Source organism: Roseateles sp. P1_C1_2, from assembly GCF_056406535.1.
The window spans coordinates 1-23,652 of record NZ_JBFUAB010000003.1; the positions used below are offsets into that span (position 1 = coordinate 1).

At 68.8% G+C, this 23,652-nt stretch carries 19 protein-coding genes; 7 read left to right on the forward strand and 12 right to left on the reverse strand.

The window, feature by feature from the left end; genetic code table 11:
• The 3 genes from AC1D2H_RS03190 to AC1D2H_RS03200 form a co-directional block, all read left to right on the forward strand.
• The coding region (locus tag AC1D2H_RS03190) for a cytochrome-c peroxidase (RefSeq protein ID WP_478009847.1) at positions 1 to 1,140 on the forward strand (1,140 nt) is incomplete at its 5' end.
• A gap of 91 nt (positions 1,141 to 1,231) precedes the next feature.
• On the forward strand, positions 1,232 to 4,018 hold the full coding sequence (gene ppc, locus AC1D2H_RS03195; protein WP_478009848.1) for a phosphoenolpyruvate carboxylase: 2,787 nt from the start codon (positions 1,232 to 1,234) through the stop codon (positions 4,016 to 4,018).
• Positions 4,019 to 4,092: 74 nt separating this feature from the next.
• On the forward strand, positions 4,093 to 5,343 hold the full coding sequence (locus AC1D2H_RS03200; RefSeq protein WP_478009849.1) for a GGDEF domain-containing protein: 1,251 nt from the start codon (positions 4,093 to 4,095) through the stop codon (positions 5,341 to 5,343).
• Positions 5,344 to 5,347: 4 nt separating this feature from the next.
• On the opposite strand, the gene AC1D2H_RS03205 is transcribed toward AC1D2H_RS03200, so the two are convergent.
• Complete coding sequence (locus AC1D2H_RS03205) at positions 5,348 to 6,421, reverse strand: outer membrane lipoprotein (protein ID WP_477932824.1); 1,074 nt, start codon at positions 6,419 to 6,421, stop codon at positions 5,348 to 5,350.
• A gap of 277 nt (positions 6,422 to 6,698) precedes the next feature.
• On the opposite strand from AC1D2H_RS03205, the gene AC1D2H_RS03210 reads away from it, so the two are divergent.
• Positions 6,699 to 7,490 carry an alpha/beta fold hydrolase gene (locus AC1D2H_RS03210; RefSeq protein WP_478009850.1) on the forward strand — a complete coding sequence of 264 codons (792 nt, stop codon included), beginning with the start codon at positions 6,699 to 6,701 and terminating at the stop codon, positions 7,488 to 7,490.
• Position 7,491: 1 nt separating this feature from the next.
• On the opposite strand, the gene AC1D2H_RS03215 is transcribed toward AC1D2H_RS03210, so the two are convergent.
• From AC1D2H_RS03215 to AC1D2H_RS03230, 4 genes are read right to left on the reverse strand one after another with little or no spacing between them, the layout of a single operon-like run.
• Positions 7,492 to 8,613 (reverse strand): hypothetical protein, encoded by a 1,122-nt coding sequence (locus AC1D2H_RS03215; RefSeq protein WP_478009851.1) that lies wholly within the window; start codon positions 8,611 to 8,613, stop codon positions 7,492 to 7,494.
• Positions 8,610 to 9,536: a hypothetical protein gene (locus AC1D2H_RS03220; RefSeq protein ID WP_478009852.1), complete on the reverse strand. Its 927-nt coding sequence runs from the start codon at positions 9,534 to 9,536 to the stop codon at positions 8,610 to 8,612. Before AC1D2H_RS03220 ends, AC1D2H_RS03215 begins: the two co-directional genes overlap by 4 nt.
• Entirely contained in the window at positions 9,536 to 10,369 is an 834-nt protein-coding gene (locus AC1D2H_RS03225; RefSeq protein WP_477932832.1) for a LytR/AlgR family response regulator transcription factor, read from the reverse strand. Before AC1D2H_RS03225 ends, AC1D2H_RS03220 begins: the two co-directional genes overlap by 1 nt.
• Positions 10,366 to 11,475 (reverse strand): sensor histidine kinase, encoded by a 1,110-nt coding sequence (locus AC1D2H_RS03230; RefSeq protein ID WP_477932834.1) that lies wholly within the window; start codon positions 11,473 to 11,475, stop codon positions 10,366 to 10,368. The genes AC1D2H_RS03225 and AC1D2H_RS03230 overlap by 4 nt, the downstream gene beginning before the upstream one ends.
• Positions 11,476 to 11,678: 203 nt before the next feature.
• Here AC1D2H_RS03230 and argH point away from each other — a divergent pair, with 203 nt between their 5' ends.
• Together argH and AC1D2H_RS03240 are read left to right on the forward strand one after the other, a co-directional pair.
• The gene (gene argH / locus AC1D2H_RS03235) at positions 11,679 to 13,076 is read left to right on the forward strand and encodes an argininosuccinate lyase (protein WP_478009853.1); all 1,398 of its coding nucleotides are present in this window, start codon (positions 11,679 to 11,681) and stop codon (positions 13,074 to 13,076) included.
• The gene (locus AC1D2H_RS03240; protein WP_477932838.1) at positions 13,073 to 13,552 is read left to right on the forward strand and encodes a hemerythrin domain-containing protein; all 480 of its coding nucleotides are present in this window, start codon (positions 13,073 to 13,075) and stop codon (positions 13,550 to 13,552) included. Before argH ends, AC1D2H_RS03240 begins: the two co-directional genes overlap by 4 nt.
• Here the strand turns inward: AC1D2H_RS03240 and AC1D2H_RS03245 are convergent, their stop codons facing one another.
• Positions 13,553 to 15,523 carry a M3 family metallopeptidase gene (locus AC1D2H_RS03245; protein WP_478009854.1) on the reverse strand — a complete coding sequence of 657 codons (1,971 nt, stop codon included), beginning with the start codon at positions 15,521 to 15,523 and terminating at the stop codon, positions 13,553 to 13,555.
• Positions 15,524 to 15,588: 65 nt separating this feature from the next.
• Positions 15,589 to 17,481 (reverse strand): propionate--CoA ligase, encoded by a 1,893-nt coding sequence (locus AC1D2H_RS03250; protein WP_478009855.1) that lies wholly within the window; start codon positions 17,479 to 17,481, stop codon positions 15,589 to 15,591.
• A 236-nt stretch (positions 17,482 to 17,717) separates the two neighbouring features.
• Between AC1D2H_RS03250 and AC1D2H_RS03255 the strand changes: the two genes are divergently transcribed.
• The gene (locus tag AC1D2H_RS03255; RefSeq protein ID WP_477932844.1) at positions 17,718 to 18,449 is read left to right on the forward strand and encodes a C40 family peptidase; all 732 of its coding nucleotides are present in this window, start codon (positions 17,718 to 17,720) and stop codon (positions 18,447 to 18,449) included.
• Between the two features lies 1 nt (position 18,450).
• Here AC1D2H_RS03255 and AC1D2H_RS03260 read toward each other — a convergent pair whose 3' ends face one another.
• From AC1D2H_RS03260 to paaE, 5 genes are read right to left on the reverse strand one after another with little or no spacing between them, the layout of a single operon-like run.
• Positions 18,451 to 18,765 carry an MmcQ/YjbR family DNA-binding protein gene (locus AC1D2H_RS03260; protein ID WP_478009856.1) on the reverse strand — a complete coding sequence of 105 codons (315 nt, stop codon included), beginning with the start codon at positions 18,763 to 18,765 and terminating at the stop codon, positions 18,451 to 18,453.
• Complete coding sequence (paaZ, locus tag AC1D2H_RS03265; RefSeq protein WP_477932848.1) at positions 18,762 to 20,819, reverse strand: phenylacetic acid degradation bifunctional protein PaaZ; 2,058 nt, start codon at positions 20,817 to 20,819, stop codon at positions 18,762 to 18,764. The genes AC1D2H_RS03260 and paaZ overlap by 4 nt, the downstream gene beginning before the upstream one ends.
• Positions 20,801 to 21,946, reverse strand: coding sequence for an ABC transporter substrate-binding protein (locus AC1D2H_RS03270; RefSeq protein WP_478009857.1), 1,146 nt, complete (start codon positions 21,944 to 21,946; stop codon positions 20,801 to 20,803). The genes paaZ and AC1D2H_RS03270 overlap by 19 nt, the downstream gene beginning before the upstream one ends.
• Before the next feature lie 29 nt (positions 21,947 to 21,975).
• Positions 21,976 to 22,593, reverse strand: a complete 618-nt coding sequence (locus AC1D2H_RS03275) for a TetR/AcrR family transcriptional regulator (protein ID WP_477932852.1) — start codon at positions 22,591 to 22,593, stop codon at positions 21,976 to 21,978.
• Complete coding sequence (gene paaE / locus AC1D2H_RS03280) at positions 22,593 to 23,651, reverse strand: 1,2-phenylacetyl-CoA epoxidase subunit PaaE (protein WP_478009858.1); 1,059 nt, start codon at positions 23,649 to 23,651, stop codon at positions 22,593 to 22,595. Before paaE ends, AC1D2H_RS03275 begins: the two co-directional genes overlap by 1 nt.
• Between the last annotated feature and the right edge of the window lies 1 nt (position 23,652).

Consider the following 23,652-nt stretch of genomic DNA (forward strand, 5'->3'; position numbering starts at 1 on the left):
CCCGTCCCTGCGCCCGTCCCTGCGCCCGTCCCTGCGCCCGTCCCTGCGCCGACGCTGGCCCAGGTCGGCGACCGACTGTTCGAGGAGACCAGTCTGTCGGCCAGCGGCAAGCTCGCTTGCGCCAGTTGCCACGTCGAAGCCCGCGGCCATGCCGACGCCGCTGGCACTTTCCTGCCAATGGGCGGCGCCGATGGCAGCCACCAGGGCCTGCGCAGTTCCCCCAGCGCGCGTTATCTCGACCAGGCCGGCGCCTTTGGCTTCGACGCCCAGGGCCGGCCGCGCGGCGGCCTGTTCTGGGACGGCCGCGCCAACAGCCGCGTCGAACAGGCCCGCGGCCCGCTCTTCAATGCGGACGAGATGGCCAACGCCGACGTCGCCACGCTGGCGAGCAAGTTGCGCGCCCTGCCCTATGCCGCCGACCTGCGCGCCGCGGCCAACCTGCCGGCGGCGGCCACCGACGACCAGCTCGTCGACGCCGCCGTCACGGCCATCGCCCGCCACCAGGCCGACGACGCCAGCTTCCACCCCTTCACCAGCAAGTTCGACGCCGTACAGGACGGCCGCGCCAGCTTCACCGCCCAGGAGCAGCGCGGCCTCAACCTCTTCAACGACCCACAGCGCGGCAACTGCGCCAGCTGCCATGACAGCCGCCCCGCTCAAATCCAGCCAGGCCTGAACCGCGCCCTCTTCACCAACTTCAGCTATCACGCCCTCGGCGTGCCACGCAACCAGAGCCAGGCCACGGCCGACCCGGCTTTCTTCGACCTTGGCCTGTGCGGCCCGCAGCGCGGCGACCTCACCGGCCGGCGCGACCTCTGCGGCATGTTCCGCACGCCGACGCTGCGCAACGTCGCTTTGACGGGACCGTACTTCCACAACGCCCGCTTCGCCACGCTCGAAGACGTCGTCGCCTTCTACGCCACCCGCGACATCGATCCCGCGCGCTGGTACCCCACCATCAACGGCCAGGTCCAGCTCTACAACGACCTGCCGGCCGTCTACCGCACCAATGTGCAGCAAGGCGCACCGTTCCGCCGCGCGGGCCAGCCGCCGGCGCTCACGGCCCAGGATGTGAGCGACGTCGTCGCCTTCCTGCGCACGCTCAGCGACGGCTTCACGACAGCACCGGCCGCGCAGTAGCGGGGCTCCGTTCCGCAGAAGAAACTGCTAGAGTTAAGGAGAAGTAACTTGGTTACTTCTCCTATAGCAATTTCTTCTCGGACGACCCGCCATGCCTCCACGAGCCGCCTCCGCCCGCACCGAAGCCGACAAGAACGAACCCCTGGTGGCCGACATCCGGCTGCTCGGGCGCATCCTCGGCGACGTCATCCGCGAGCAGGAGGGCCGCGAGGCCTATGAGCTGGTCGAGCGTATCCGCCAGCTGGCCGTGGCCTATCGTCACAAGCACGACAAGGAGGCTGGCAAGCGCTTCGACAAGCTGCTCAAGGGCCTGTCGGGCGAGCAGGCCGTCAGCGTCATCCGCGCCTTCAGCTATTTCTCGCACTTGGCCAACATCGCCGAGGACCGCCACCACATCCGCCGCCGCGACGTGCATGAGCGCGCCGGCAGCCTGCAGCCCGGCTCGCTGGCCTACTGCCTGGAGCATCTGCACGAGGCCGGCATCCGCCCGACCGAGATCGCCGAGGTGCTCAAGCGCGGCTTCATCTCGCCGGTGCTGACGGCCCACCCGACCGAAGTGCAGCGCAAGAGCATCCTGGATGCCGAGCGCGCCGTAGCCGGCCTGCTGGAAGCGCGCGACCGTGCAGGCACGGAGCGCGAGCTGCGCGACACCGAGAGCCTGCTGCGCGCCCGCATCACCCAGCTCTGGCAGACGCGCATGCTGCGCTACTCCAAGCTGACGGTGGCCGACGAGATCGAGAACGCGCTGTCCTACTACCAGTCGACCTTCCTGCGCCAGATTCCCAAGCTCTATGCCGAGCTCGAGGAGCATCTGCCCGGCGAACAGCTGCCGAGCTTCCTGCGCATGGGCCACTGGATAGGCGGCGACCGCGATGGCAACCCCAATGTCGGCGCCGCGACGCTGAAGCGCGCCATGCAGCGCCAGGGCGAGGTGGCCCTGCGCCACTACCTGACCGAACTGCATGAGCTGGGTGCCGAGCTGTCCATCTCGCTGCGCCTGACCGGCGTGTCGCCGCAGATGCAGGCCCTGGCCGAGCGCAGCCCCGACCAGAACGCCCACCGCATGGACGAGCCCTACCGGCGTGCGCTGACCGGCATGTATGCCCGCCTGGCGGCCACCCTGCACACGCTGACCGGCACCGAGGCGCTGCGCCATGCCGTCGCGCCCCAGGACCCCTACCGTTCGCCCGAAGAGCTGCTGGCCGACCTGCGCACCATCGAGGCCTCGCTGAAGACCCACCATGCCGAGGCGCTGATCGCGCCGCGCCTGGCACCGCTGATGCGCGCCGTGCAGGTTTTCGGCTTCCACCTCGCGACGATGGACCTGCGCCAGAGCAGCGACCAGCACGAGGCGGTGCTGGCCGAGCTGCTGGCCACGGCCCGCATCGAGAACGACTACTCAGCTCTCGACGAGGCCGCCAAGCGCGAGCTGCTGCTGAAGCTGCTGAACGACGCCCGTCCGCTGCGCGTCATCGGCGCCAGCTACACCGACAAGGCCCAGTTCGAGCTCGCCACCTTCGAGGCCGCCCGCGAGGCCCTGGCCCGCTTCGGCCGCGAGGCGCTGCGCCACTACATCATTTCGCACACCGAGTCGGTCAGCGACCTGCTGGAAGTGGCCCTGCTGCTGAAGGAGACCGGCCTGCTGCGCGGCACGCTGGACGGCTATGCGAGCAGCGACCTCATCATCGTGCCGCTGTTCGAGACCATCGGCGACCTGCGCGTGGCGCCGGACATCATGCGCGAGTTCTACGCCCTGCCCGGCGTGCGCGGCCTGGTGGACCGCTCGGGCGGCGAGCAGGACATCATGCTGGGCTACTCGGACAGCAACAAGGACGGCGGCATGTTCACCTCGTCCTGGGAGCTCTACCGCGCCGAGATCGCGCTGGTCGAGCTGTTCGACGAATTGAAGCGCGTCGGCCCCATCACGCTGCGCCTCTTCCACGGCCGCGGCGGCACCGTCGGCCGTGGCGGCGGCCCGAGCTACCAGGCCATCCTGGCCCAGCCCCCCGGCACCGTGAACGGCCAGATCCGCCTGACCGAACAGGGCGAAGTCATCGCCTCCAAATACGCCCACCCGGAGATCGGCCGGCGCAACCTGGAGACGCTGGTGGCGGCCACGCTGGAGGCCACGCTGCTGCACCCGACGCAGAGCGCCCCCAAGGGCTTTCTGCAGGCGGCCCAGGCGCTGTCTGACGCGAGCTTCGCGGCCTACCGCGGCCTGGTCTACGGCACGCCCGGCTTTGCCGACTACTTCTTCGCCTCCACGCCCATCCGCGAGATCGCCGAGCTCAACATCGGCTCGCGCCCGGCCTCGCGCAAGGCCACGCGCGCCATCGAGGACCTGCGCGCCATCCCCTGGGGCTTCTCCTGGGGCCAGGCCCGCGTGGCCCTGCCGGGCTGGTGTGGCTTCGGCTCCGGCGTCGAGGCCTTCCTCGGCGAAGAGCCGGGCCAGCGCGCCAAGAACCTGGCCCTGCTCAAGCGCATGCTGAAGGGCTGGCCCTTCTTCCGCGCCGTGCTGTCCAACCTCGACATGGTGCTGGCCAAGGCCGACCTGGCACTGGCCGAGCGCTATGTCGAGCTGGTGGAGGACAAGAAGCTGGGCAAGCGCATCTTCGCGGCCATCCGCGAGGAGTTCGAGCGCACCCAGGCGGCACTCAGCCTCATCACCGGCGACGACAAGCGGCTGGCGGCCAACCCGTCGCTGGCGCGCTCCATCGAGCACCGCTTCCCCTACATCGACCCGCTCAACCACCTGCAGGTCGAGCTGATGCGCCGCTACCGCCGCACGCTGGCGGACGACCCGGCCATGGAGCGCGTGCAGCGCGGCATCCACCTGTCCATCAACGGCATCGCCGCGGGCCTGCGCAATACCGGTTAAAGCGCACGCCCTGACCCCATCGCCCGGGTTCCCCCGGCTGCCGCAGCGGCTGCGGTAGCGCAAACAATTGCAGCATGGGGTTCAAGTGGCGTTCCGAGTACAGCCTGCTGCTGCTGTTGCTGCTCAGCGTGGCGGCGATCCGGTTCTCAGACGCGCTGCTGCAGCAGGTGAGGGTCATCACGCCGGACGCGCCCGTGCGCGTGGAGCCGATGTCCGACCAGCGCAATGGCGGCAACACGGAGGTCAGCCGTGGCCCTGGCAAGGGCGGCTTCGAGCTGCTGTGCACGCTGCATGAGCGCTTCCGCTATCCCTATTGCGGCCTGGCGCTGCGCTTCGACCCCCAGCTCGTCAAGGGCGTCGACCTCAGCGAGGTGCGCCGCATGCGCCTGTGGCTGGACTACGAAGGCCCCGCCAGCACGGTCAAGATCCAGTTGCGCAATGCCAGCCCGGCCTATGGCATCCCGCAGAACCTGGAAGACGCCGCCAAGTACAACCACATCGAGGTCAACGCCGCTTCCATCCAGGGCGGCGTGGTCGAGCTGGACCTGCGCAACTTCGTCGTCGCCAACTGGTGGATGCAGCAGTACCACATCGCACCGCATCTGGGCCGGCCCGAGTTCGACAACGTCATCACGCTGGAGGTGACGACCGGCACCGAAGCACCGATGGGCGACTACCGCTTCGTGCTCAGACGCGTCGAGTACGACGTGCAATCCCTGTCCACCGAGCACTGGTACCTCGTCATCATGAGCATCTGGCTGGGCCTGGCCCTGCTCTATCTGCTGATACGGCTGGTGCGCCTGCAGACGCGCAGCGAAGAGCTGGTGCAGATCGCCACGACCGACGCGCTGACCGGCGCCTTCAACCGCAAGGGGCTGGAGGAGGTGCTGCAGCAGGCCGTGGCCGACTGGCGGGAGCATCACCACCCGCTGGGCCTGGTGCTCATCGACATCGACCACTTCAAGGCCGTCAATGACACCCGTGGCCATCAGGCCGGCGACCGTGTGCTCAGCCGCCTGGCCGAACTCGTGCGCACCCATGTGCGCGGCCAGGACCTGCTGGGCCGCTGGGGCGGCGAGGAATTCCTGCTGGTCTGCCGCGACACCGGCCTGAACCAGGCCCTGGCCATCGCCGAGAAGCTGCGCGCGCTGGTGGCCGAGCAGGACTTCGGGGACGGCCTGAACATCACCGCCAGCTTCGGCGTCGCGGCCATGAACAGCGAGCGCCCGCTGGACCAGCTCTTCGCCGCCGCGGACGCCGCCCTCTACCGCGCCAAGGCCGAGGGCCGCAACCGCGTCATCGCGGAGGGACCCTCGCCCGACTGAGGCGCTAGCGCTGGTAGGCCGCCAGCGTGTCGCCTACGACGCGCACCGTGTCACCGGCGCGGAAGGGCGGCGGGTCGGCATAGACCACCGTGCGCTGCTGGCCGTCGTTCATGCGCACCAGCACCTCGTACTGCGTGCGCTCGTTGTGGCGCTTCTGGATCTCGCGGCCCAGCAAGGCACCGCCCACAGCGCCGGCCACGCCAGCCGCGGTGCGGCCATCGCCCTTGCCGAACTGGCTGCCCACGACCGCGCCCAGCACGCCGCCGGCCACGGTGCCGAGCACGCGGCCGTCACCGTCGACCTGCACGGCATTCACGGACTGCACGGTGGCGCAGTCATAGCAGGCCACGTCGGCGCGGCGGGACGGCACATTCAGGCCCGCATAGGCATTGGGCACGCTGCTGCGCACGGTGCGGTCACCCAGGCGCAACTGGGCGGTCAGGGGGCGCTCGGTATCCACCCAGGCGCCACGCGGCAGCACATAGGTCCCGGCATATTCACCGGGGCGCACTTCCTCGAGGATGATGTTGCGCACCTCGCTGCCCTGCAGCAGCACCGAGGCCTGGCCGCCGGGCGTGCCGCGCACCGTGTAGCGCAGCGCCTCGACGCGGCCGCGCTCGCGCACGACGCCGGCCGACTGGATCTCCGGCAGCACGGCCGCCTGCCCGGGCGCTGCCCAACCAACCTGCAGGGCCTCGCCCAGCAGGGCCGTCGCGACACGGTTGTCGCGGCGCAGATTGGCATGCACGCGGGCGTCCGGCCCGATGCGGTCCGAGCGGCTGATGATGTAGCTGCCCTGGTAGCGGCCCGCGCTGGTCTCGTCCAGCCGCACCGTGCGCCGGCTGCCGTCGATCTGCAGCAGTACCGCCGCCCCCGGCGTGCCCCAGACGGTGAAGTTCAGCTCCGCACCCGGCTCCAGGCGATCCACCTGTTCGACGTCGAAACTGGTGACACGCAGCGGTGCGTAGGCCGTGCGGTTGCTGCGCTGCTGCGCCTCGGCGGGTGCGGCCCAGAACGGCGAACCGGCCACCAGCGCACAGGCCAGAGCCGTGGCCGAGATTTGCATCGAGTGCTTCATGCGGCGCTCCTGAATATGAATGAATCCTCAGCCTAGGGGGGCGGAGCATGTTGAAGCGTCGGTTTGCGGCCCGGTCGCTGGTAGGTCGCGGCCTACAGGTCACCCTCATCTGGGTGGCCGCGTGAATCTTCCCCGCCTCGCAGTTGCCCGCACCGCAATGATCCGGCCCGACAGACCGCAGCCCAGCCTGAAACGATTGAAACAAACAGGAGGTGCGCTGCAGTCCGCTTGAAACGCAGGCCCCGGAGGATGGCCGGCACACACCCGAAAGACGCCCATGCCCCACACCGCCACCCCCGTCGTCTGCCTGCACTCCAGCGCCGCCAGCGGCCGCCAATGGCGCCGCCTGGCGGCCGACGGTGGCGACAGCTGGCAATGGCACACCCCCGACCTCTATGGCCACGGCGGCCGTCCCGACTGGCCCGAGCTGATGCCCAGCCAGCTGTCCGTTGAAGCCAACGGCGTGCTGGCCGGCCTGCCCTTCAACGCCTCAGAAGGCTTCCACCTCGTCGGCCACAGCTACGGCGGTGCCGTCGCGCTGCAGATGGCTTTGCAACAACCGCAGCGCGTGCTGTCGCTGACGCTGTACGAACCCGTCGCCTTCGGCGTGCTTCCGGCGCTGGGGCCCAACGAGCCGGAATGGGAAGAGATCCGCGAAGTCGCTGCGGCACTGGGCGACGCCCTGGATCACGGCAACGACTTCGGCGCCGCGCGCGGCTTCTGCGCCTACTGGCAGGGCCGGGACGTCTGGCCGGAGATGGATTTCGCGCAGCACATGCGCCTGGCCGAGGCCATGCCCACCGTGCGCCGCCACTTCGAGGCCCTGTTCGCCGCGCAATGGAGCGACAGCCTGCTGGACCTGCTGCGCATGCCGGTGCAGTTGATCTGCGGCACGGCCACCCGCGCCAGTGCCCGCCGCGTCGCCCAGAGCCTGTCGGTGCGGCTGCCGCTGGTGAAGCTGCAGATGCTGGAAGGCGCGGGGCACATGGCGCCGATCGCGGAGGCAGGGCGGGTCAATGCGCTGGTGCTGGACAGCCTGGCCGCGATGCAGCAGGTGCCTTCGGCCTGACTCAGCGCGGCGCGACGGCCCGAAGGGCCTGCTGGAGCTCATTGCCCTGCATCTGCTTCACCGACCAGTCCGCCGTGCGCGCCAGGCCGGCGCAGTCGAGGCTGGCGACATGCAGGGCGTCGTCGGCCAAGCGCCGCAGACCGTCGTTCAACTGCTGCCGGGTGTAGGGCCGTTGCTCCGCGGGCAGGCCGACGCGGTCCGCCACGGCGACAGCCATCATGCCGTCCAACACACTGTCGGCGTGCTTGAACTGCCACAGCGCCAGACTCTCGCAGCGCGCCCGACGCGCCGGTTCCTTGACGGCTTCGACGCTGCAGTAGCGAAAGCTCGGGCCGGACATGTCCAGGAACGCCGCCTCGCGGCCGATGACCTCCACGGTGGCCAGGCCCAGGCCGACCGCATCATCGACGCTGGCATGAGCGCCCACCACCACCGGCGCCAGGGTGCGGGTCGAGCTGCGCTTGTGCCGCTGCAGCACCTGCTCCAGCGCCTGCGCCGCCGCCGCGTCATCGCGCCGGTTCGCTGCCTCGGCCATCAACTGCAACCAGGGCCTGGCGTCTTCCGGATCGAGACGCGCCCAGGCCTGGACCGTCAGACCGCGGCAACTGGGCGCCTCGGACGTCTTGCCGCAGCCCTGCAGCGCCAGGCGATAGGCCGCCGCGTCCGTGGTGCGTTGGGCGATCAGCGCACCGCCCTCCGGATCGTCCATCAGCAGCCGGGCCGCCACCTGCTCCCTGTCCGACCCCGCGGCCAGCCGCGCGGACAGCTGGCTCTTGGCCGCGTCCTTGCGGCGATCCAGCAGGTAGAGCTTTGCCATCAACTGGCCCCGCTCGATCAGGTTCGGGTTTTCGACCTGCTGCCGGGTCACCCGCCCGACGCCGCAGATGTCGATCGCCTCGTCCGCCCGCCCGGCCTGCAGCGCACCTGACGCAGCAGCCGATGCAGCCTGGGCCAACACGAGTTTTTCCGTGCCACTGGCCGCCTGCGAAGCCGCACTGGCCTGCGGCGCGGAGACCGGCACCGCCGCCGGCTGTTCCGGCTGATCTCCCGGCGCGCGCAGCACAAACGCGCCCACGGCCACCAGCAGCAAACTCAAGCCCACCCAGCGCCAGCCTTTGCTCAAGGCGGCGTCCTCATCGCAGCGGCTCGCGACCGCAGATCCAGCTCCCAGAAGCGCAGATCGGCGGTCTCCTCCAGCATGCGCACGCGCTCGGCGTCGCTGAGCGCTGCGCTTTCGCCCGAACGGGTCAGCGCGATGGCCTCGCAGAGGCGCGCCCGCGTTGGCCGCGCCTTCACCCCGGCCCGCAGCACCGGCTGCAGCTCCTGCAACCGCGGTCCCCAGACGGCGCGGCGCTGCGGCAGCAAATCACGAGCGGGTCGGGCAAGGACCAGGGCGACCAGCCTTTCGGTGGCGCCACCGTCGGCCCAGAGCAGTTCCGCCACGGCCTCGCAGCGCTCGGCCGTGGTGGTGTCAGTCACACCACGGCAACTGCCGGCCAGCGCACGGAGATTGAGCACACCCCAGGGCTGGCGCAGCTCCAGCCCGCTCGGCGGCAATTCGCTCAGCAGCGCCGCGGCCTCCTGCTGGTAGTTGCGCGAATAGCGCACATGCCTGGCGATTTCATCCAGCAGATAGCGCCCGTCCGCCACTCCCTTGGCCGGCAGGGTCAGCCAGGCCAGCAGGTTTTCCGGCTCCAGCCGCGACCACTGCGAGGCTTCGATATTGCGGCAGCCCGGCTGCAGGCAGGGCATGTGCAGGGCCATCACCGTCAGCATCGGGTCGGTGGAGGAGCGGGCGCGGTCCTGCAGGCGGGCACGCGCCGCGCTGGCCTGTGCGGTCCCCGCGGCAGCGAGCAGATAGTCGGCCAGGGCCAGGGAGCGCTCGTCGCGGCGCGCCTGCAAGAGGGCGACTGCGGCCGGCGCGGGCTTGGCCTGCGCCTGGGCGGGCAGCTGCGCGCAGCGTTCAGCCAGCTGGGCGCCGCTGCTGGCCGCCGCCAGCACCACGCCCAGTGGCCACCAGCGCAGCAGCCGCAGCGCGCCTCGCATCAACTCTTCTGCCCCGCCAAGGCTTCCCGCACGGCCGCCACCTGGCGGCGCGACACGGCCAGCCATTCGTCGACATGGACGATGCGCACCGCCCAGCTGTCGGCCACCTCGGCGGACTCGGCCCCGTCCAGCTCGCCGAAGGAGGTCGGYGCGTGGCGTTCGAGTTCGCGCACGGCCCAGCGGGCCACCAGCGCATTGCGGTGCACGCGCAGGAAGCGCTCGCCGAAGCGTTGTTCAAGGTCGGACAGGGCCCCGTCCATCACATGGCTATCGCTCGCGGTGCGAAGCGTCAGGTATTTCAGCTCGGCCTTGAAATACAGCACCTCCGCGATCGGCACGCGCAGCAGGCGGCCCCGGTCGGTCAGCGTGACGAAGTCGGCCGTGTCGGGCGCGCTGGGTGTCTCCAGGGGTTGCTGGGCCTGGGCCGCACCGCGCTCGGCCATGCGCTGGGCGGCACGGGCCAGGGCCGCCTGCAGGCGCTCGCGGCGCACGGGCTTGGTCAGGTAGTCGAGGGCGTCGAGTTCGAAGGCGCGCAGCGCATGCACAGCGTGTGCCGTCACGAAGATGATCAGTGGCGCCGGCAGGCCGGGCTGGTCGGCCTGGCGCTGGGCCAGGCTGTCGGCGAGCTGCAGGCCGTCGGCGCCGGGCATCTGCACGTCCAGCAGCACGATGTCGCAGCCGTGATCGCGCAGCCAGGTCGCCGCCTGGGAGCCGGTGGCGGCCTCGGCGACGACCTCGCAGCGCGGCTCCGGGATGGCATCGACCAGGCCACGCAGACGCAGCCGGGCCAGGGGTTCGTCGTCGACGAGAAGGACGCGCAGGGCTGTGGTCATAGGGGCACGAGGATATGCAGCGCGAACCGCTTCTCGCTGGATTCGATGTCGAAGCGCGCCGCGACGTCGTGCATCAGCTTCAGACGCTGGCGCACATTGCGCAGGGCCAGACCATGGCCGGCGACGCGGGCCGGCGCACCGACGGTGTTGACGATGCGGATCTCCACCTCGGCGCCGCGGCGCAGCGTGCTGACCTCCAGCTCGCCGCCCTCGTCATTGGGCTCGACGCCATGGCGCACGGCGTTCTCGACCAGCGGCTGCAGCAGCAGCGGCGGCACGCGGACATCGTTCGCCTCGGGGTCCAGATGCCAGACGATGCGCAGGCGCTTGCCGAAGCGGATCTGCTCGATGGCCAGATAGCGGCGCGCCAGCTCGACCTCCTCGGCCAGCGTGACCGAGGCGCTGGCATCGGCCAGGGCGACGCGAAAGAGCTCGGCCAGGTCCTCCAGCACGCTTTCGGCGCGCGCCGGGTCGATCTGCACCAGGGCGATGGCACTGTTCAGGGTGTTGAACAGGAAGTGGGGGCGGATGCGCGACTGCAGTTCGACGAGCTGGGCCAGGGCGTCCGCCGGGCGCTGGGTGTGCTCGCGCAGCTTGAGCCAGGCCAGCAGCAGGGCCGCACCGCTGGCACCGCAGGCGGCAACGCTGGCAATGCGCCAGGTGGTGGCCGGTTCCTCGCTCGTCAGGCTCAGCAGGCCAAAGCCCGCCAGCGCGCTGACAACACCCAGCAGCATCAGCGACACCCACTGCACCGGCTCGGGCAGGCGCGGCCACAGGCGCTTGGCCGCGCAGACGATGAGCAGCCAGGACAGCACGGCGAACATGGTCACCACCGTCCCGTTGGCCGTCAGCGTCAGCCACTGCGTGGCGTCGCGCGCGACGACGGCCACGCCAAGGGCCAGCAGCAGCTGCACGCCGAGCACGGCGCGCAGCACGAGGCCGACATGACAGACGTCAAAGGCGCGCGTCGGGTCCAGCAGCGGCGCCTTGTTGAGTTCGGGCAGTTCCGGCAGTTCAGTGGCCGCGAAGCCCAGCCACTGGCTGAGCTGCATGGACTCGTGCCAGACGCTGTGGTGCGCTGGTGCGCGGCGCTTGAAGAAGGGCATGGCGTTATGAATTAGACGCTTCAAACTGCGGGCCGAGCGCCGGGCCGCTCCCTAGCCGGCCCGCCTTGGGCGATGTGCTTGCGGCTCAATGCCGCAAGCATCGTCGTCCCCTCGGGGGACCGGCCAAGGTACTCCTTGGACGAGGGGCTCGATAATCCCGGGCTGCGCGTGCATTTTGCGCGCTGATTTCCACCGCCGGCCCCATGTCAGACAACCAACTCGCCAACAAATCCCAAGCCTGGTCCGCTCTCTTCTCCGAACCGATGAGCGACCTGGTCAAGCGCTACACGGCCAGCGTCGGCTTCGACCAGCGCCTGTGGCGCGCCGACATCACGGGCAGCCTGGCCCATGCCGAGATGCTGACCGCCCAGGGCATCCTGAGCACCGAGGACCACGGCGCCATCGAACGCGGCCTGAACGAGATCGCCGCCGAGATCGAGGCCGGCCAGTTCGAATGGAAGCTGGACCTGGAGGATGTGCACCTCAACATCGAGGCCCGCCTGACCGAGCGCGTCGGCATCGCCGGCAAGCGCCTGCACACCGGCCGCAGCCGCAACGACCAGGTCGCCACCGACGTGCGCCTGTGGCTGCGCGGCGAGATCGACGAGATCGTCGGGCTGCTGGTCGCCCTGCAGCGCGTCATGGTCGAGAAGGCCGGCGCGCATGCCGACGTCATCCTGCCGGGCTTCACCCACCTGCAGGTGGCCCAGCCGGTCAGCTTCGGCCACCACCTGCTGGCCTATGTCGAGATGTTCGCCCGCGATGCCGAGCGCATGGCCGACACCCGCAGCCGCGTCAACCGCCTGCCGCTGGGCGCCGCGGCCCTGGCCGGCACCAGCTACCCGCTGGACCGCGAACGCGTGGCCAGGACCCTGGGCATGGAAGGCGTATGCCAGAACAGCCTGGACGCCGTCAGCGACCGCGATTTCGCCATCGAGTTCACGGCGGCGGCTTCGCTGGTGATGCTGCACATCTCGCGGCTGTCCGAGGAACTGATCCTGTGGATGAGCCAGAACTTCGGCTTCATCGCCCTGCCCGATGCCTTCTGCACCGGCTCGTCGATCATGCCGCAGAAGAAGAACCCCGACGTGCCCGAACTGGCGCGCGGTAAGACCGGCCGTGTCGTCGGCCATCTCGTCGGCCTCGTCACGCTGATGAAGGGCCAGCCGCTGGCCTACAACAAGGACAACCAGGAGGACAAGGAGCCCTTGTTCGACACGGTCGACACCTTGAAGGACACGCTGCGCATCTTTGCCGACATGCTGGCCGGCCTGACGGCCAAGCCCGAAGCCATGCGCGCCGCGGCGCTGAAGGGCCATGCCACGGCGACCGACCTGGCCGACTACCTCGTCAAGAAGGGCGTGGCTTTCCGCGATGCCCACGAGGTCGTGGCCCATGCGGTGAAGACGGCAACGGCCAAGGGCGTGGACCTGGCCGCGCTGACGCTCGACGAGCTGAAGGCCTTCGATGCCCGCATCGAGGCCGATGTGTTCGACGTGCTGTCGCTGGAAGGCTCGCTGAACGCGCGCAATGTGCTGGGTGGCACGGCGCCGGCCCAGGTGCGCGCCCAGGTCGCCCGCCATCGGACGCGCTTGGCATGAGCACGCTGGCATGGAGCGACAAGCTGGTGCTGAACCAGCCGACGCTGGACACGACCCACGAAGAGTTCGTCGGACTGCTGAATGACTTCGGCGCGGCCTTGGACGGCGGCGTGGACGCCCTGCCCGCCTACCAGGCGCTGCTCGCCCACACCGAAGCCCATTTCGCGATGGAAGAGGACTGGATGGCGCGCTGCGGCTTCGAGGCGCAGAACTGCCACGCCAGCCAGCACGCCATGGTGCTGAACGTGATGCGCGAAGCGCTACGCTACGCCAACGAGCTCAACGACCGCGAGCCGCTGAACATCCTGCGCACCGAGCTGGCGGGCTGGTTCCCCCAGCACGCCGAGATGATGGACGCGGCCCTGGTCTTCACGATGGAGCAGCGCGGCTTCGACCCGGTGACGGGTGAATGCCGTGAGACGGCGACTGAAGCCGCCGCGAGCCACAGCTGTGGCTCGGGCGGTGGCTGCGCCTGATTACTTCTTCAGGTAGTCGAAGAAAGCCTGCGAGTTGGACTCGCGGCCCAGGAAGTCCTTGACCAGCTCAGGCGCGGGCTTCTGCGCGCCCTGGCCCAGCACGAGGTCGCGATAGCGCTTGCCGACGTCCGGGCTCAGCTTGTCGGCCGAAAACGCGGTGCGCAGGTCCATGGCGACGACGAGGCTCCACAGATAGCCGTAGTAGCCCGCGCCATAGCCGCCGGCGATGTGGGCGAAGCCAGCCGGGAACATCGTGCCGGGCACATGGCCCAGCGGCGTGGCGCCTTCCATCTTGGCCCACAGCGGCATCGGCTCGGGCCTAGGCTGCTGGTGCAGCGTGATGTCATAGCTGGCATACAGATGCTGGCGGCCGAACTGGCCACCCTTGCCGTAATGCTTGGCGGCCTGGGCCTGGTCCACCATCGCGTCCGGCACCGGCTTGCACGTCGGGCAGACCTCCTGCATCAGCTTGAGCACCTTCTTGTCATAGACCCAGTCCTCCAGCATCTGCGACGGTGCCTCGACGAAGTCGTGCATGACCGACGTACCGGCGGTGGCCGCATAGCGGGTGTTGGACAGGTCCACGTGCACCGCATGGCCCAACTCGTGCAGCAGGGTCTCGACCTCGTCCAGCGTCAGGCCGTTGCGGTCGAAGTTGACGACCAGGGCCGCCACCGGCGTGCGGTGAATGCGCGTGGCGCTTCCGCGCAGCGGCCAGACCGCGGCGTGGTTGTACTTGCCGTCGCGCGGATAGAGGTCCACATACAGCTGCGAGATGGGCTTGCCGCTGGCGGCATCGCTGACGACATAGGTCTGGGCTTCGTCATGCCAGAGCTTGTTGGCGATGCGCGTGTACTTCACGCCCATCAACTTCTCGATGATGTGCATCGAGAATTCCAGGCTGGCCTGGGGCGGGAAGTAGGGGCGGAAGGCGTTCTGGTCGACGCTGAACTTCTGCAGCTTGACGCRCTCGCTGTAGAAGGTGGCGTCCCAGCGCTCGACCTTGGTCTGCTCCAGCGGCGTGCCGAGATGCTTGGCCTTGTCGGCGCGCAGCTCCTGCAACTCGGTGGCCTCGCGCGCATTGACGGCACCGGTCACCGAGTCAAGGAAGCGGGTCGCGGTCGCACCGTCCTTGGCCATCTGGCGGCGCAGGTTGAAGTCGACATAGTTGTCGAAGCCGAAAAGCTTGGCGTATTCGCCTCGCAGCGTGACGATCTGGGCCAGCAGGTCGAGGTTGGACTGGCCGCCCTCGTTGGTCTTGGCCAGCCACATGCGCTGGCGCGCCTCGCCGCTCTCGGCGCTGCGCATGACGGGCACATAGCTCGGGTAGTCCACGCCGAGCAGGATGCGGCCCTGGTCGTCGCGCTTGGCCTTTTCCCACACGCTGGCGGGCACGCCCTTGAGCTCGGCCTCGGTGAAGGCCACGCGGGTACCGGCGTCGCGGATGGTCTTGTTGAACTGCTGGTCGAGCTCGGTCAGCTTGTCCAGGATCTGCTTGGCACGCTCACGCTTGGCCGCGGGCAGTGCCACGCCGCTGTCCTCGAACTGGCCCGAGGCCAGGCGCACCAGCTCGGCGTCGATGCCGTCCTTCTTGGGCGCCTTCTGCAAAGCGCGGTAGACCTTCTCGTTCTGGCCCAGGCTGGAGCCGAAATCGGCCCAGCGCAGCGAGCAGGCCTGGGCGGCGTCGCGCACGGCCTTGGTTGGGTGCACGTTGAGGACGAAGTCATTGGGGCCCTGATTGTCCTCGAGGTAGACGGTCAGGTCGTCATAGGCCGCCAGCCAGCCGGCATCGACCTTGCGCTTCTCAAGCTGCGCCACGCGCTGCTTGGCGCCCTTGAGGCCGGTGTCGCAGCGGTTCTGCACGTCGGCAACGCTGCCAAAGGTCGGGAAATTAGGGGCCGGCAGCTTGGGTTGAGCGTGCGCGGTGGCGATCAGCGCCAATGCGGCGAGCGTGGTCAGGACGGGTTTCATCGCGTCTCCTTGTGGGAAGGGCGCGATTCTCTTTGCCTGCGCGGCCTCAGCCGTTGGGCACTCCCCTATTTCTGGAGCAGGGTTTTTACCTGTGCGAGCGCCGTGGGGTCGTCCAAGGTCGTCAGGTCGCCCGGGTCCCGCCCTTCGGCGACAGCCTGCAGCGCGCGGCGCAGCAGCTTGCCGGAGCGGGTCTTGGGCAACAGCGTCACGAAGTGCACGCGCGCCGGCCGCGCCACCGCACCCAGTTGGCTGTCGACATGCTTCATGACCTCGCCTTCCAGGGCCAGCGTTGCCTGGCCCGGGTCGCGCAGCACGGCAAAGGCGATGGCGACCTGGCCCTTGAGCTGATCGGCCACGCCGACGACGGCGACCTCGGCGATCGCCGCATGGCCGGAGATGCATTCCTCTATTTCTCGAGTGCCCAGCCTGTGGCCAGCGACGTTGATGACGTCGTCGGTGCGGCCGAGGATGAAGGTGTAGCCGTCGGCGTCGCGTGTGGCCCAGTCGAAGGTCGAATAGACCTGCTGATCCGGCACGCTGCCCCAGTAGGTGTTGACGAAGCGTTCGTCATCGCGCCAGACCGTCTGCAAAGTACCCGGCGGCAGCGGGTGCGCGATGGCGAGAACACCCTTCTGGTCAGGGCCCTCCAACGTCGCGCCCGTGGCCTCGTCCAGCAGCTTGACGTCATAGCCATACATGGCCACGCCGGGCGATCCCAGCCGCGTCGGCACGGCCTCGACACCCGGGATGTGGTGGGCCACGGTCAGCAGCGGCCAGCCGGTCTCGGTCTGCCAGTAGTTGTCGATGATGGGCACGCCCAAGGCCTCGGCAATCCAACTTGCGGTGGGTTCGTCCAGCGGTTCGCCGGCGAGGAAGAGCGCGCGCAAGGACGACAGGTCGTGGCGCTTCAACAGCGCAGCGTCATGTTTCTTCAGCACGCGCACCGCCGTGGGGGCGCTGAACATCACCGTCACCTGGTACTTCTCGACCAGGCTCCACAGCACGGCGGCGTCCGGGTTGACCGGCGTGCCCTCGTACATCAGCGTCGCCATGCCGTGGATGAGCGGGCCATAGACGATATAGCTGTGACCCACGACCCAACCGATGTCGCTGGTGGAGAAATAGGTCTCGCCGGGCTTGCCGCCGAAGATCCAGTCCATGCTGGCCGCCAGCGCCACCGCATAGCCGCCGACGTCGCGCTGCACGCCCTTCGGTCTTCCCGTCGTACCGCTGGTGTACAGCGTGTAGCTCGGCGTGTTGGACTCCAGCCAGGCGCAGGGCACGCGCTCGCCCCAGTGCTGACGGCGCAGTTCGGCGTAGTCCAGGTCACGCCCCGCCATGCGCTCGAAGGGCACGAGGCCGCGGTCCACCATCAGCACGCTGGCTGGCTTGTGCGCGGACAACTGGATCGCTTCGTCCAGCAGCGGCTTGTAGGCGATGCGCTTGCCGGCGCGGCTGCCGGCATCGGCGCTGACGATGAGCTTCGGCGTCGCGTCCTCGATGCGGCTGGCCAGGCTCACCGACGCAAAGCCACCGAAGACGACCGAGTGGATGGCACCGATGCGCGCGCAGGCCAGCATCGCGAACGCGGCCTCGGGAATCATGGGCATATAGATCAGCACGCGGTCGCCCTGCCCCACGCCTTGCGCCACCAGCATCGCGGCCATCGCCTCTACTTCCACCTGCAACTCGGCAAAGCTGAAGACCAGTTCCTGCCCCACCTCGGTGGACACCCAGATTAGCGCGCGGTCCTCGGGCCGCGTGGCCGCGTGGCGGTCCACCGCGTTGTGGCAGAGGTTGGTCGTGCCACCGACGAACCAGCGAGCGAAAGGCGGCTTGCTCGCATCGCAGATCTGCTGCGGCGGCGTCTGCCAATCGATGCGCTTGGCCTGCTCGCCCCAGAAAGCGTCTCTCTCGGTCAGCGAGCGTTGGTGGAATTCGGCATAGGACTTGGTCATGGGCTGAGTGTGAATCCGCAGCACTGACGACAATCTGACCTTTCGCAACACCTTGGCGTGACGAATTTCAGGGTTTTTACGGGGTTCGTCGTCGGCCAAGCCGGGGTTTGCCCTGAAAATCGCCCGCTTTACGTCCGCTTCGATTGACGGTGCCGGGGTGCCCCCCTAACCTCCGCGCCGCTGTCCCACTCCGCTATCGCGACCGCCTGCGGTCCGCCCCGGTTTCTCTCTCGCGAATGCCCCTGGTTTTCTCCACCGCTCTGCTGAGTCGCATTGCTGCCGCTGGCCTGCTGGTCATCGGTTGCGCTGCCGCGCATGCGCAGGGCGTGGCCCAGGCCGCGACGTTGACGCCGCCGCCGGGCACCATGACGGGCGCCTATGGCCAGAGTCTGCAACAGCAGCAGGCCGCGGCGGACAAGGCCACCGCACAACCGGCAGCCGCCACCAAGCCCGCCACGGCCCAAGACGCCGTCAGCCGCTTCCTCAGCGAACGCGGCCTGCTGGCCAGCGCCGAACATGGCGGGTCATCTCGCTTGCTGGCCAGCGTGCGCGACACCGCGTCGGACCTCGTGCTGTCGGCAATGAACTTCCTCGGCGTGCGCTACACGCGGGGCGGCAATTCGGTCGAGAACGGTTTTGACTGCAGCGGCTTCACCCGCCACATCTTCGAGATGAGCGTGGGCCTGGTGCTGCCGCGGCGTGCCGACGAGCAGGCCAAGGACAGCAGCCTGCTGCCCATAGTCCAGAGCGAACTCAAGCCCGGCGACCTGGTGTTCTTCAACACGATGAAGCGCACCTTCAGCCACGTGGGCATCTACGTCGGCGAAGGCAAGTTCATCCATGCCCCCCGCACCGGCAGCGCCGTGCGCGTGGAGGACATGCGCGACTCCTACTGGGCCAAGCGCTTCACGGGCGCGCGCCGCGCGGACCTGAAGGCCGCGGCGGCCGAAGGACCGGTCACGCGCTGATTCAGGCGTTCTCGCGCCAGGACTGCGCGAGCAGCTCCTTGACCCAGGCCGGCCTGGCCTTCGCGAGCAGCAGCTTCACGCCACAGCGTTTGGCGCCCCAGAACAGCGGCGCGACGACACCGGCCTCGCGCGCAATCCACGCATCCCGCGCCGCCTCGTCCTTGATGAAGACGCGCAGCTCGGCACCGTCGGGCGCCATCGTCGCGAAGATCCTGCCCTTGGCGCCAGGCAGCCGGAAGGACGTCAGCTCGTGATGCGGCTTCTCGACCGCGCCTGGCAGGCCCAAGGCAAGTGCTCGGGCCTGATCAGCGTTCATCCGGCGATGCGTTTGGCAACCAGCGTCAGGATCTCGTAGCTCGCGCAAAGCTCGTCGCGCTGGTTGGTCACGGCCACGTCCCAGCCGATGACGCCCTGGGCGGGCTGGTCGTCACGCGGCGGACGGTCGATCTTGCGCTTGGCGGTCAGGCGCGCCTGGATGGTGTCGCCAATGGCCACCGGCGTGACGAAGCGCAGGTTCTCCAGGCCGTAGTTGGCCAGCACCGGGCCCGGTGCCGGGCTGACGAAGAGGCCCGCCGCCGCCGACAGCACGAAGTAGCCATGGGCGATGCGCTTGCCGAAGGGCGATTCCTTGGCCGCGACCTCGTCGAAGTGCATATAGAAGTAGTCGCCCGACAGGCCGCCAAAGGCCACGATGTCGGCCTCGCCCACCGTGCGGCGGTGCGTCAGCAGGCTCATGCCGACTTCGACGTCCTCGAAGTAGCGACGGAAGGGGTGGATGTCGCTCTCGGTGACGGTGCCACCGCGCTGGTACTCGCCGGTGACGGCGCTCATCATCGTCGGCGAGCCCTGCACCGCGCAGCGCTGCAGATAGTGCTTCACCGCGCGCAAGCCGCCCAGTTCCTCACCGCCGCCCGCGCGGCCGGGGCCGCCATGCTTGAGCTTCGGAAGAGGCGAGCCGTGGCCGGTGTTCTCCAGCGCGGCTTCGCGGTCCAGCACCAGCATGCGGCCATGCCAGGCTGCAAAGGTCGGCACGGCTTGCGCAGCAAGCGCGGGCGTCTTGGTGCAGATGGTGCCGACGAGACTGCCACGGCCCATCGTTGCCAGGTGCAGGGCCTCCTCGAAGTCACCATAGGGCAGCAGCGTCGTCACCGGGCCAAAGGCTTCGAGGTGATGGGCGTCGCTCGATGACGAGTCGCGCGCCAGCAGCAGTGTCGGCGCGAAGAAGGCGCCTTCGCCGACGCCCTCGCCCTTGGGCGCAAAGCCGTCACGCGCGCTCAGCAGCAGTTCGCAGTTCTGGGCCAGTTGGGCCACGCGTTCGCTGACGTCGGCCTGCTGGGCCTTGCTCGCCAGCGCCCCCATGCGCACGCCTTCGACGGCGGGGTCACCCACCACCGTCTTGGACAGGCGCGCCTTCAGCGCCGTCGCGACGGCATCGACGAGCTTCGCAGGCACGATGGTGCGGCGGATGGCCGTGCACTTCTGGCCGGCCTTGGCCGTCATCTCGCGCGCCACCTCCTTGATGAAGAGGTCGAACTCCGGGTCATCCGGTGTCACATCGGGCGCGAGGATGGCGCAGTTCAGGCTGTCGGCCTCGGCGTTGAAGGGGATGCTCTTCTTCAGCAGATTGGGGTGGGCCTTCAGCATCAGCGCTGTGTCGGCGCTGCCGGTGAAGGTGACCACGTCGGCTTCATCGAGGCGCTCGAACAGGTCGCCCGTGCCGCCAATGATGAGCTGCAGCGCGCCGACCGGAACCAGGCCCGACTCGACGATGAGGCGCACGCAGGCCTCGGCGACATAGCTGGTCGCCGTCGCGGGCTTCTGCAGGCAGGGCATGCCGGCCAGGAAGCTGGGCGCGAACTTCTCCAACATGCCCCACATCGGGAAGTTGAAGGCATTGATGTGCAGGGCCACACCTCGCTTCGGGACCATCACATGGCTGCCGATGAAGTGGTTGTTGGGGCCCAGGCGCATGGGCGGGCCCTCGTGCAGCACATTGCTGCTCGGCAGGTCCTTGCCGCCGATGGAGGCGTAGGCGAACAAGGTACCGATGCCGCCTTCGATGTCGATCCAGGAGTCGCTGCGCGTCGCGCCCGTGTGGGCGCTGATCGCGTAGAGCTCTTCCTTGCGCTCCATCAGATAGGCGGCCAGCGCCTTCAGCACGCGGGCGCGGTCCTGGAAGTGGGTGCGCAGCAGCGACGGCAGCGCCGTGCCGCGCGCGAAGGCCATGGCTTCGGCGAAGTCCAGGCCCTCTTCATGCGTGTGAGCGACGACGCGACCATTGATCGCGCTCGTCAGCGGCTTGGCGGCCTTGGCGCCGACCCAGCGCCCGGCGATGTAACTCTGCAGCGTGCTCACTTCAGCAGCACCCATTGGCCGTCCTTGATCTGGACCATCACGCGGGCGCGCTGGTCCAGGCCCAGGTGGTCACCCGAGGACATGTTATAGACGCCATGCGCGCCGGCCAGGTTCTTGACGTTCTCCAGCGCATCGCGCAGGGCTGCGCGGAAGGCGGGCGTGCCCGGCTGGGCCTTCTTCAGTGCCTCCGGGGCAGCGGCAGCGAGCAGCAGGCCGGCATCCCAGGCGTGGCCGCCGAAGGTCGACACCGAGCCCTTGCCGTTGGCTGCTTCGTACTTGGCGATGTAGTCCTGCGCGCTCTTCTTCACCGGGTGGTCGGCCGGTAGCTGGGCCGCGACCAGCACCGGGCCGGCCGGCAGCAGCGTGCCTTCCACGTCCTTGCCGCCGACGCGCAGGAAGTCGTTGTTGGCGATGCCGTGGGTCTGGTAGATCTTGCCGGCGTAGCCACGCTCCTTCAGCGCCTTCTGCGGCAGCGCGGCGGGCGTGCCCGAACCGGCGATGAGGATGGCGTCGGGCTTGGCCGCGACGAGCTTGAGCACCTGGCCGGTGACGGAGGTGTCCGTGCGGTTGTAGCGTTCGCTGGCGACGATGTTGAGCTTCTTGGTTGCGGCGATCTTGTTGAACTCGCCCCACCAGCCCTCGCCATAGGCGTCGGCAAAGCCGATGAAGCCGGCCGTCTTGATGCCGTTGTCCACCATGTGGGTCACGATGGCCAGGGCCATCATGATGTCGTTCTGCGGCGTCTTGAAGACCCAGCGCTTCTTGGCGTCCAGCGGCTCGACGATGCGGGCCGAGGCGGCCATGGAGATCATGGGCGTGCCGGCTTCCGACACCGCGTCGATCATTGCCAGCGAGTTGGGCGTGACGGTGGAGCCGATGACGATGTCGACCTTGCTGTCGGTGATGAGCTTGCGCGTGTTGGCGACGGCCGTCGTCGTGTCGGAGGCGTCGTCCAGCACGATGTAGTTGACCTTCTGGCGGCCAATCGTCTGCGGCATCAGCGCGAAGGTGTTCTTCTCCGGAATCCCGAGCGAAGCGGCCGGGCCGGTGGCCGACAGTGTGACGCCGACATTGATGTCGGCCTGGGCCGCCAGGCTCAGCGTGGCGGCCAGGGCCAGGGCGAGTTGCTTGAATGGCTTCATGGGGTCGTCTCCTCGGGATGTCATCGGGGTTATGGGATGAAAGCGGGCTGGCGCAGTTGCACGGCGCCCAGACCGCCAAAGAACAGATCGCTGACCAGGGCCGCGAGCGCCTCGTGCGACAACTCGCCGTCGGGACGCAGCCACGTGAAAGTCCAGTTGATCATGCCAAAAAGCAGCATGGTCAGCGGCTTGTGCAGATTGGCCTCGCGCAACTCCGGCCGCACCAGGCTGACAGCCGCCGCAAATTCGCTCACGACGCGGCGCTCCACGTCCAGCAGGCGCTCGCGCTCGGCATCGGCCAGGAACTTGATCTCGCTGGTCAGCACGCGATGCTGGGCCTGGGCATCGGCATAGGAGCGCGTGAAGCGCTCGATGAGGGCGCGCAGTTGCGCATCGGGCGGCAATTGCTGGGCCTTGATCTCCTCGACCAGGGCCAGCAGCGCATGCACATGGTTGTCGCAGATCTGCGCGAGCAGCTCCTGCTTGTCCTGGAAGTAGTGGTACAGCGTCGGCTTGGCCACGCCACAGGCCTCGGCGACCTGGTTCATGGACGTGGCGCTGAAGCCCTGCTCGGCAAACAGGCGGGCGGCGGCGGCGAGGATGTCCTCGCGCTGGGCTTCAAAACCGGGGGCTCTTTTTCTGGCCATCAGCGTTCGTCGAAAGAGATCACGACCCGCTCCGTCAAGGGATGGGCCTGGCAGCTGAGGATGAAGCCCGCGGCAACCTCGGCCTTGTCCAGCGCGAAGTTCTTGTCCATGCGCACCTCGCCCTCGATGAGCTTGCAGCGGCAGGTAGAGCAGACGCCACTCTTGCAGGAGAAGGGCACGTCCATGCCTTCGCGCGCGGCGGCGTCGAGCAGGCTGGGGTCGGTGGAGTGGAACTCTATTTCTCGAGACAGGCCGTCGCGGATGACGGTGACGCGGGCCTGGGGCGCATCGCCCGGCTTGACCTCGTGGGGCACGGGTTTGCCGGACAGCGTCTCCGGCGTGCCGAAGCGCTCGATGTGAATGCGCTCGGCCGGGATGCCCGAGCCGAGCAGCGCGGCCTCGGCCTGGTCATTCATCTCGAACGGGCCGCAGATGAAGACCTCGTCCACGCTGCCCGCCGGCACCGGGCCAGCCAGGAAGGCGCTGAGCTTGCCGGCATCGAGTCGACCGCCGTACAGCGGCGCGTCGACCACCTCGCGGCTGAAGACCAGGTGCAGCGACAGCCGCGTCATGAAGCGGTTCTTCAGGTCTTCGAGTTCTTCCTTGAACATCGTCGACGCGGTGCGGCGGTTCGAATAGATCAGCGTCGCGCGGGCCGTCGGCTCGCGCTCCAGCAGCGCGGTCAGGATGGCGATGATGGGCGTGATGCCCGAGCCGCCGGCGATGAAAAGCACATGGCGGCTTTCGCCGGCTTGGGACAGCACGAAGCGGCCCTGCGGCGGATAGGACTCGATGACGTCGCCGGCCTTGAGCTGCTCATGCACCCAGGTCGAGAAGGCGCCGCCATCGACGCGGCGGATGCCGACCTGCAGGCGGCGATCCGAGCAGATGGAATAGCTGCGACGCAGCTCCTGGCCGCCGACGCTGGCGCGCAGTGTCAGGTACTGGCCGGGCTCGAAACCGAAGCCGTCGGCGGGCGCCTCGAAGCCGACGACCATGGCGTCATCGGTGTCGCGCTCGACGGAGGTCACGCGCAGGGGGTGGAAGTGGAGTGCCATC

What these genes read in the sequence shown, in the direction of transcription:
- AC1D2H_RS03260 (WP_478009856.1), bottom strand. Translation starts at nt 18,765, where the DNA reads ATGAACGCTGATCAGGCCCGAGCACTTGCCTTGGGCCTGCCAGGCGCG.
- AC1D2H_RS03230 (WP_477932834.1), bottom strand. Translation starts at nt 11,475, where the DNA reads ATGCCCTTCTTCAAGCGCCGCGCACCAGCGCACCACAGCGTCTGGCAC.
- AC1D2H_RS03270 (WP_478009857.1), bottom strand. Translation starts at nt 21,946, where the DNA reads ATGAAGCCATTCAAGCAACTCGCCCTGGCCCTGGCCGCCACGCTGAGC.
- AC1D2H_RS03255 (WP_477932844.1), top strand. Translation starts at nt 17,718, where the DNA reads ATGCCCCTGGTTTTCTCCACCGCTCTGCTGAGTCGCATTGCTGCCGCT.
- AC1D2H_RS03240 (WP_477932838.1), top strand. Translation starts at nt 13,073, where the DNA reads ATGAGCACGCTGGCATGGAGCGACAAGCTGGTGCTGAACCAGCCGACG.
- AC1D2H_RS03210 (WP_478009850.1), top strand. Translation starts at nt 6,699, where the DNA reads ATGCCCCACACCGCCACCCCCGTCGTCTGCCTGCACTCCAGCGCCGCC.
- argH (WP_478009853.1), top strand. Translation starts at nt 11,679, where the DNA reads ATGTCAGACAACCAACTCGCCAACAAATCCCAAGCCTGGTCCGCTCTC.
- AC1D2H_RS03220 (WP_478009852.1), bottom strand. Translation starts at nt 9,536, where the DNA reads ATGCGAGGCGCGCTGCGGCTGCTGCGCTGGTGGCCACTGGGCGTGGTG.
- AC1D2H_RS03200 (WP_478009849.1), top strand. Translation starts at nt 4,093, where the DNA reads ATGGGGTTCAAGTGGCGTTCCGAGTACAGCCTGCTGCTGCTGTTGCTG.
- paaE (WP_478009858.1), bottom strand. Translation starts at nt 23,651, where the DNA reads ATGGCACTCCACTTCCACCCCCTGCGCGTGACCTCCGTCGAGCGCGAC.
- AC1D2H_RS03205 (WP_477932824.1), bottom strand. Translation starts at nt 6,421, where the DNA reads ATGAAGCACTCGATGCAAATCTCGGCCACGGCTCTGGCCTGTGCGCTG.
- ppc (WP_478009848.1), top strand. Translation starts at nt 1,232, where the DNA reads ATGCCTCCACGAGCCGCCTCCGCCCGCACCGAAGCCGACAAGAACGAA.
- AC1D2H_RS03275 (WP_477932852.1), bottom strand. Translation starts at nt 22,593, where the DNA reads ATGGCCAGAAAAAGAGCCCCCGGTTTTGAAGCCCAGCGCGAGGACATC.
- paaZ (WP_477932848.1), bottom strand. Translation starts at nt 20,819, where the DNA reads ATGGGTGCTGCTGAAGTGAGCACGCTGCAGAGTTACATCGCCGGGCGC.
- AC1D2H_RS03250 (WP_478009855.1), bottom strand. Translation starts at nt 17,481, where the DNA reads ATGACCAAGTCCTATGCCGAATTCCACCAACGCTCGCTGACCGAGAGA.